This is a genomic window from Thiomicrorhabdus heinhorstiae (genome assembly GCF_013391765.2).
Taxonomy (GTDB): Bacteria; Pseudomonadota; Gammaproteobacteria; order Thiomicrospirales; family Thiomicrospiraceae; genus Thiomicrorhabdus; species Thiomicrorhabdus heinhorstiae.
Genome location: NZ_JACBGI020000076.1, coordinates 1 through 418, shown reverse-complemented (window position 1 = coordinate 418; position 418 = coordinate 1). Strand labels below are relative to the sequence as shown.

Sequence of the window (418 nt, the reverse complement as noted above, 5' to 3'; positions counted from 1 at the left end):
CTTTGGGACCTTAGCTGGCGGTCTGGGTTGTTTCCCTCTTCACGACGGACGTTAGCACCCGCCGTGTGTCTCCCGTGATAACATTCTTCGGTATTCGTAGTTTGCATCGGGTTGGTAAGCCGGGATGGCCCCCTAGCCGAAACAGTGCTCTACCCCCGAAGATGAATTCACGAGGCGCTACCTAAATAGCTTTCGGGGAGAACCAGCTATCTCCCGGTTTGATTGGCCTTTCACCCCCAGCCACAGGTCATCCGCTAATTTTTCAACATTAGTCTGTTCGGTCCTCCAGTTAGAGTTACCCAACCTTCAACCTGCCCATGGCTAGATCACCGGGTTTCGGGTCTATACCCTGCAACTTAACGCCCAGTTAAGACTCGGTTTCCCTTCGGCTCCCCTATACGGTTAACCTTGCTACAGA

The 418-nt window shown here is 53.1% G+C and carries 1 rRNA gene; it reads right to left on the bottom strand.

Annotated elements, in window-relative coordinates:
- Positions 1 to 418: ribosomal RNA gene (locus H8792_RS12435) — 23S ribosomal RNA — on the bottom strand; the annotation flags it as partial.